General features: G+C 71.6%; 6 protein-coding genes. 2 read left to right on the top strand and 4 right to left on the bottom strand.

Going from position 1 to position 8,008, the window contains the following annotated elements:
- On the bottom strand, positions 1-838 hold an 838-nt coding region (locus tag WBA97_RS20130; protein ID WP_424232414.1), incomplete at its 3' end, for an ATP-binding protein.
- 95 nt (positions 839-933) lie between these two features.
- Entirely contained in the window at positions 934-1,746 is an 813-nt protein-coding gene (locus WBA97_RS20125) for a hypothetical protein (RefSeq protein ID WP_424232413.1), read from the bottom strand.
- A gap of 147 nt (positions 1,747-1,893) precedes the next feature.
- Between WBA97_RS20125 and WBA97_RS20120 the strand changes: the two genes are divergently transcribed.
- Positions 1,894-2,130, top strand: a complete 237-nt coding sequence (locus WBA97_RS20120) for a hypothetical protein (RefSeq protein ID WP_424232412.1) — start codon at positions 1,894-1,896, stop codon at positions 2,128-2,130.
- 10 nt (positions 2,131-2,140) lie between these two features.
- On the opposite strand, the gene WBA97_RS20115 is transcribed toward WBA97_RS20120, so the two are convergent.
- Complete coding sequence (locus tag WBA97_RS20115; protein WP_424232411.1) at positions 2,141-5,224, bottom strand: AfsR/SARP family transcriptional regulator; 3,084 nt, start codon at positions 5,222-5,224, stop codon at positions 2,141-2,143.
- A 459-nt stretch (positions 5,225-5,683) separates the two neighbouring features.
- On the bottom strand, positions 5,684-6,397 hold the full coding sequence (locus WBA97_RS20110; RefSeq protein ID WP_424232410.1) for a spermidine synthase: 714 nt from the start codon (positions 6,395-6,397) through the stop codon (positions 5,684-5,686).
- 418 nt (positions 6,398-6,815) lie between these two features.
- Between WBA97_RS20110 and WBA97_RS20105 the strand changes: the two genes are divergently transcribed.
- Positions 6,816-7,859 (top strand): saccharopine dehydrogenase, encoded by a 1,044-nt coding sequence (locus tag WBA97_RS20105; RefSeq protein ID WP_424232408.1) that lies wholly within the window; start codon positions 6,816-6,818, stop codon positions 7,857-7,859.
- Positions 7,860-8,008 lie beyond the last annotated feature (149 nt).

The following is an 8,008-nucleotide window of genomic DNA, read 5'->3' as shown; positions in this document are numbered from 1 at the left end:
GCTCGGCGCCGGCGTGCCCGCCCAGCACGGCGAGCCCGCCCGCCACCCGCAGGACGTCCGGGTCCCAACGGTGCAGGCAGTCCAGGACGGCCCGCCGGAACGCGGTGCCCGGCACCGGCCGGTCCGCGTCCGGGCCCAGCTCCCGGCAGTCGGCGACCAGCGCGTGCACCAGCGCCGGGCTTCCGCCGCTCAACGCGTGCAGTGCGGGGGTGAGCAGTGCGGCGGCCTTCGGCTCCAGCACACCGGCCGCGACCCTGGCGACGGCAGCCTCGGACAGCGGACCGAGCCGCACCTCGACGGTGGCCGCCCTGGTCAGCTCGGCCACCGCCAGCGACCGGGCCATCCCGGGCCGGTCCCACTCGCCGAGCACGAGCATGACCCGCGCGGCGCGGGCGCGGCGGCGCAGCGTCGTCAGCACCTGAAGGGTCGCGTCGTCGGCGAACTGGAGGTCGTCCACGACGACGACCAGCGGGGCGTCCTCGGCAAGGCCGAGCAGGACACCGCAGAGACCGTGCGCGGCACGGACACCGGCCGCCACCCCGTCGCTGTCGCCGTCGCCGTCGATCAGGCCTGCCACGCGCTCCGGCACACCGGCGGGCAATGGGGCGCTGCCGAGCAGCTGCCACACCACGCCCATCCGCACGCTCTGTTCCAGCCTCGTGCCGGTCGCGGTGAGCAGGACCGCGCCCTGTTCCGCCGCCACGTCCGCGAACGCGGCCAGTAGCGTGCTCTTGCCGCTGGCGAGCCCACCGGTCACCAGCACCGTCGCGCCCCCACCCGAGGCACACTCCGCCAACACGCCGCGGAGCTGGGATAACTCGGTACGTCTGTCGACCATGGGACTCTCACTTTCCACTCTCGGGAGCGAGGGAAGCGTCGAAAGCGGACCTCGCGATGAACCGGACGGGGTAACGGAAGCGGGTGGGGCCGGCATCAGGGGGCCAGCCAGACGCCGCGTCCCCTTGCCACGGCGGACTCGTGCAGCGACCGGGCGAGCGCTGGTGTCGGGGCGCCCGCGGTGAGCAGCTCCACCAGCAGGACCTGTTCGTCACCCTTGCGGCCGGGATGTTCGCCGCGCAGCACCTGGCCGAGCTCGGCGTCGACCACCCGGTCACCCGCGAGCCTGGCGTCGTCCACGTAGACCTGGTCCGCCGCGACGGCGCAGGCCACGGCGTCCCCGCTGACGTCGACCACCAGCGCACCGGGGTCCAGCGCGTCGGCGGTGAGCAACGCGTCGCCGGGGCCGCCGACCACCACGAGCGCGGCGCCCCGCACCGCGCTCCGCACGTCGTCGACGACGGAAAGGGCCACTCCCGACAGGTCGACGGCGGCCACCAGGGCGGGGTCGGCAGGCGCGCCGCGGGCCGCGCTGGACGGGCACAGCGCGATGCGGTCCACCCGGGGGAACTGGTGGACCAGTAGCACGAGCAGCGGGTCGCGACCGGACCACGAACCCACCAGCACCACCGTCATGGGACCGGTGGCCGCGGTCAGCTCACGCGCGGCCAGCGCGGTGAGGGCGGCCGCTCGGCAGTCCCGCAGACCGGCGGCCGGGAACACACACCGTGCCCTGTGGTGCGCGTCCTCGAGCACCACCAGCTCGGGGTCCTCGTACCCGGGCACCAGGCGCGCGCCGTCGCACCGGTCCGTGCCGAGGAGCTCCTCGCCGACGAGGTCCGCCGCGGCGACGCCACCGAGGGCGACTGCCGTGTCCCGCCCGCTGAGCTGGATCAACGGTGTGGCCATCTGCGTCCCCTGACGTGTGCGCGATGCGGTCAGGACGAAGAGTCGCCACCGGCTCTACCAAGGCTCTACCGGTCCGTTGAGAGCGACCGAGGAGAGCCGTTGGCCAACTTGGCGTCAGCAACGGACACCAGCACTCAGGGAGTGGACATGAACAGGGTCTCGAAGCTCGCCACCAAGGTCGCCGCCTCGACCGCCGCCGGCATCGCGGGCATCGCCACCGTCGTCTTACTCACCGCCTCCGGCGGCGCCACCGTGTCGGCGGACGGTGTCTGCACGGACGACATGCACTGGGTGGTCTGCCCGACCGTGGAACAGGTCACGGACACCGTCACCGACATCACCGACGGCCTCACCGGCGATCTCACCGACGACATGCACTGGTGACCGGGGAACCTCACCCAGCGTCGAGCTGCGACAGCAAACGGGTGGCCTCCTGGGAATCCAGGCCACCCAACAGGGTCCTGGCGCGATCCGCCCGCTCGCCTGCCTCGGCAGGCGCCCCCATCCCCGCGTACATCCCCGACTGCAGGATCAACGTCTTGGCGTGCCAGAGCGCCGATCCGAGATCCGCGAAGACCACCCCGGCCGCGGCCAGATGCAGCGCCCCGGTCTCGTGGTCGCCCCGGCCGAGGCTGATCTCGCCGAGAACGTACAGCGACTGCCCCTCCACCAGCCGCTCCCCCAGCAGCAGAGCCAGGTCCAGCGCCGCGTGCAACGCGGTCTCCGCCTCCTCGGCCCTGCCCTCCCGGTACAGCGCGATCCCGAGCCCGTACTGGGCGTACGCCTCCCCCATCCGGTCGCCGATCTGGTGCACGATGTCGCGCACCCTGGACAGGTCCCGCTGCGCGTCCACCAACGCACCCGACTCAAGGCGCAGGTTCGCGAACCGGTACAGCACCTGTGCCTCGCCCCGCAGGCACCCGACCTCACGGCAGATCGACAGCGCGCTGTCGAGCAGCTCCGCCGCGAGTGCCCCGTCCCCCTCGTTCCCCCGGAACTCCGCCACGCTGCGCAGCACCTGCGCCTCGCCCATGCGGTCGCCACACTCGCGCAGCAACGCCAGCGACTCGGTGTACTTCTCCAGCATCGTCGCCGAGTCGCCGTGCAGGCTGTCGATGATGGCGGAGTTGCGCAGCACCAGCGCCCTGCCGTGGCCGTCGCCGACCTCGGAGAAGATCTCCAGCGCCTCGGCGAAGCACTTGTCCGCGTCGGCCAGCCGCTTCTGCGCCAGGTTCAGCGTGCCAAGCGAGTAGAGCATCACCGCGTAGCCGCGCCGGTTCTCCGCTCGCCTGGTCACATCGAGGCCGAGCGTCGCGGTCTCGCGCCAGTAGTCGTAGTAGCCCTTGACCTCGAACAACGTGATCGACGTCAGCGCAAGGTCCCAGCACAGCTCGTCCAGCCCGGTCGCCGCGGCCTGGCGGACCGCCTCGACCAGGCCCGCCCGCTCGGAATCCCACCACGCCATCGGATTCGTCGACCGGTCGCGGCGCACCCGGCCGGGGGGACGCCACCTCGGCGCGGTCCCGTGCAGGATCGTGTAGTCGCCGCCGTACTCGTCACGGTGCGCGTCCTCCGCGAGGGCGAGCCACCCGCCGATCACCCGCTCCAGCGCCGCCGACCGCTCCTCCGCGCTCTCGGTCGCGGTGAGCAGCTCCCCCGCGTAGATCCTGATCAGGCTGTGGAACCGGTAGCGCAGCCGCTCTCCTGGAATGTCCACCACGTCGAGCAACTGGGCCTCGACCAGCTGCTCCAGCACGTCCTCTGCGTCGATCAGGTCGGTGCCGAGCAGCGCGGCCGCCATCCACGCCGGGAAGTCCGCCGCCCGCACCACCGCGAACAGCCGCAGCAGGCGCTTGGCCCGCTCCGGCAGGCTGCGGTAGGTCAGGTCGATGTTGAAGCGCAGGCCGTAACCGCGGTAGGTGAACTCGTCGAGCCTGCCGACCTCGTCCTGCAGCCGGGCGACCAGCGCGGCCACCCGCCAGTGCGGCCGGGACTCCAGCCGGGCGCCCGCGATCCGCAGCGCCAGCGGCAGTCCGCCGCACAGCGCGACCAGTTCCTCGACCGAGCCGGTCTCGGCGGCCACCCGCCGAGGACCGATGATCTTCGCGAGCAGGCCGGTCGACGCCTCGGTGTCGAGCACGTCGATGTCGAACCACCGCGCGCCGAACAGCCCCGGCAGGCGCATCCGGCTCGTCGCGATCACCGCGCACGTCGCGCTGCCCGGCAGCAGCGGCACCACATCCACCTCACTGGTGACGTCGTCCAGCACCACCAGCACCCGCTTGTCGGCGAGCAGGCTCCGGTACATCTCGGCCCGCTCCTGCGGGTCCTCCGGCACGGCCGCGCCGTTGACCCCGAGCGAACGGAGGAAACGCGCGAGCAACGCCGCCGACGGATCGTCCATTCCCGAGTGGTTCTGCAGGTCGCCGTAGAGCTGCCCGTCGGGGAACTGCTCGCGCAGCTCGTGCGCCACCCGCACCGCCAGGCTCGACTTGCCGACCCCGCCCTTGCCGGAGATGCCCACGATCCGCACCGCGTAGGCGCCCTGGTCGCCCTCGGGGGCGATGGTCGCCTTGATCGCCTCGATCTGCTCCTCGCGGCCGGTGAAGTCGGCGATGCTGGCGGGCAGCTGCCTCGGCGCCGGCACCCGGTCGGCGTGCCCCCGCTGCGCGCTCTCCTGCGGGAGTTGCGCGGGCGCCTTCGCCGCCGCGGGTACCGGCGGGGTGTAGTCCAGCGTCGGGTCGCGGTTGAGGATCGCGGTCTCGAGCTTGCTCAGCTTGTTCCCCGGCTCGATGCCGAGTTCCTCGGACAGGACGGCCCTGGTCCGCCTGGCCGCGTCGAGCGCGTCGGCCTGCCTGCCGCAGCGGTAGAGCGCGATCATCCGCAGCTCCGCCAGCGGCTCGTTGTACGGGTGCTCCTCGACCAGGGCGGCCAGCTCGCTGATCACCGTCTCGTGCCTGCCGAGGGCGAGGTCGAGCCGCACCCGCTCCTCGATCGCGGCGACCCGCCCGTCCTCGAACGAGGCCGCGCCGCGCTGCACCAGATCGCTGCTGATGTCGGCCAGCATCGGCCCGCGCCACAGCGCCAGCGCCGCGCGCAGCGTCCTGGCGGCGTCCTCGTGCAACCTCTTGCGTGCCTGCGCCCGCCCTTCGGCGACCAGCGCGGTGAACTCCTGACTGTCCAGGTCGGCGGTGGGCAGTTCGAGCAGATAGCCGGGCGGCTTGGTCTGAATGGCCTCCGGAAGACCGGCGTCGTGGGCGAACAGCTTGCGCAGACCGTAGATGCAGGTCTGGATCTGGGCACGTGCCGTCGACGGCGGCTCCTCGTCCCACAGCGCGTCGACCAGCGAGTCGATGGGCGTCACCCGGTTCACGTTGAGCGCGAGCATGGCCAGCACCACCCGCTGCCGGGGGCCGCCGATGTTCACCGACCTCCGGCCGACCACGAGTTCGAGCGGACCAAGCAGCCGCAACTTCATTCATGCCCCCGGCAATGCCCGCCACGCCCTTCAAAATGTGAAAGTAACTCTAACCCTATTGGTTCCGCGAGAGACCCCATACCCGCACGGCCTCACGCATCGATCCGCCACGTGGGATGAGCTTCGCCGTAACCCACTGCTCCGATCAGATGATGAGCCATCATCCCCCGATAGCTCAGTCCATACTGGACGTCAAGCGACGGTCGGCTGGTCCTGTCCCGCGTTCCCTGAGCCGGAACACGGTCATTCATCAAGCCGGACAGCATTTGTTACCCAACGTTTTCTTGACACCTCGGCATCGACCGGCACCGCCCAAGCTGACAGCGCGACCACAATGTCCATTGTGGACCTATCCGATGGCGCGGTGGCCGGATCGGCCGGCGCGCGGCTGCGTCAGGTAGTCGACGCCCCGGCGGCGCGCGCGGTATGGCGGCGGGCACTTTCGGCCATCTCCACCAGTCAGCGCCCGTTCGCCAGGTAGACGGTGGCGGTCGCGTCCCGGCCCTGGAGCGGGTTGGCGAAGGTGATCACGTCGGCACGCACGGCGGGGAAGCAGGTCTCCAGCGCCGAGGTGAACTCCGGGTCGGGTGGATCGTTGGACCACAGGGCGAAGACCCCACCCGGGTGCAGGTGGTCGAGCACCCGACGCAGTCCTTCCGGTCGGTAGAACGCGGCGTGGCCGGGGTGCAGCAGGTGCCGTGGGGAGTGGTCGATGTCGACGAGAACGGCATGAAACCGGCGGCCCGGCACCGCCGGGTCCAGACTCGGTGAACGCACCAGCGCGAAGAAGTCGCCGTGCACCGTCGCACACCGCGGGTCGGCGGTCAGTCGCTCGCCCAGTGGAATCGCGCCCCGTTCGTGCCACTCGATGACCTCGGCGAGCGCGTCGATCACCACCAGCGACCGCACACGGGGCTCGTCCAGGACAGCGTTCGCGGTGTAGCCGAGCCCGAGCCCGCCAACGGCCACGTCCAGTTCGGTGCCGGGCAGGTCCGCGAGTGCACGCCTGGCCAGTTCCTCCTCGGCAACGGTGAACAGGCTCGACATCAGGAACTCGTCGCCGAGCTTGATCTCGTAGACGTCCTTTTCCGTGGACGGATCCCACCGGCGGCGGAGCGTGAGTTCGCCCATCGGCGTCGGCCGCCAGTCGATCTCCTCGAACCGAGTGCTCACCGCGAACCCACCCTTACCTTCCGGACCGCGCCAACTCCGACGGACCATCGTCAGCTTCTGCTCTCACGTGAGGTTAGAGCCGCGGCAGCATGCCTGCACGCGCAGGCCCTCTGAAAGTGGCGGCCGACGGGCCTGCGCTCTCCTCTCTCTCATGTGGACAGCTCAGGCCGACCTTGCCCCCAGGCGGATGGCCGGTCGTGAGGTGAGGACCCGCCGAACGCCGAGGGAAACGTCGCCGCCACCGCGCCGAGCAGGACGGCACGCAAAGCCTGGTTCTCCGGTCACGGGTTCCTGCAGGGCCCGGCCGTCGGCCAGGTGATCGCCGACCTCTACCTTGGACGTAGGCCATTGGTCGACGTGTCCCCCTGGACGCCCGGCGATTCGAACAAGACGCCCACCGGCGGGAGGTCAACTGCGTGTGAACGAGACATCCGTGTGGTTGCGGGCCGAGGCCCGCTCGACCGAGCGGCGTTCCCCGCTCGTGCCCGACGACGCGCGCCGCCTGGTGGCGGCCGGTGTCACGGTGGCCGTGGAGAACTCGCCCCGGCGGTGTTTCCCGGTCAGCGAGTACGAGGCGGCCGGCTGTCGCGTGGTCGAGGAGGGCTCGTGGGTCGGCGCGCCGGACGACGCGATCGTGCTGGGGCTCAAGGAGCTGCCGGACGAGCCGGCCACCCTTCGGCACACCCACGTCTTCTTCGGGCACGCGTTCAAGAAGCAGCCGGGCGCGGAGCGGCTGTTGCGCCGGTTCCGCGACGGGGGCGGGACACTGCTCGACCTCGAGTACCTGGTCGACGGCACGGGCAGGCGGCTGGCCGCGTTCGGGTACTGGGCAGGCTATCTCGGCGCGGCGCTCGCCGTCCTGCACGCGTCGGGCACCCTTTCCGCGCCGCTGACCGGGTTCAGCCGGGACGAGCTCGACGCCGCGCTGACGAAGGTGGCGGGCACCGGTGCACCGGCCACGCTCGTGACGGGTGCGCTTGGCCGGTCCGGGCGGGGTGCGCGGGACGCGCTCGCCGTGGCCGGGGTGGCGCCGACGTGCTGGGACCTCGAGGAGACCCGCGAGCTGGACAAGGGTGCCCTGCTCGCGCACGACGTGCTCGTCAACGCGGTGCTCGCGACCGGCCCTGTCCAGCCGTTCGTCGAGGAGACCGACGTGGCCGACCCGGCACGGCGGCTGGCCACGATCTCGGACGTGAGCTGTGACGTCGGCGGCGCCTACAACGTGCTGCCGATCTACGACTCGACCACGAGCTGGGCGCGGCCGGTACGCAGGCTGTGGGACGCCCCACCGCTCGACCTCATCGCGATCGACAACCTGCCATCGCTGCTCCCCTTCGAGTCCAGTGTGGACTTCTCGGCGCAGCTGGCGCCGCTGCTCCCGTCGATCGGGCAGCCGGAGTCGGCGTGGGACACCACGCTGGCCAGTTTCCACTCCGCGAAGAAGGAGCTCGTCGGTGACTGACCTCGTGCCACCCAGCGGTGTCGTCCACTGGCTCGGTGCCGGGATGTCCACCGGCAGCGGCCTCGGCGTCGTCTGCGAGACCGCCGCCGGCGTCGTGCTGTGGGGCCGGACCCCGGCCCGCGCCGAGCAGGCGCTGGACCGCCTCGGCC

Source organism: Actinophytocola sp. (assembly GCF_049647105.1).
In the GTDB taxonomy this organism is placed as follows: domain Bacteria; phylum Actinomycetota; class Actinomycetes; order Mycobacteriales; family Pseudonocardiaceae; genus Actinophytocola.
Note: the sequence above shows the minus strand (reverse complement) of the source record. Positions and strands in the feature narration are given on the sequence as shown.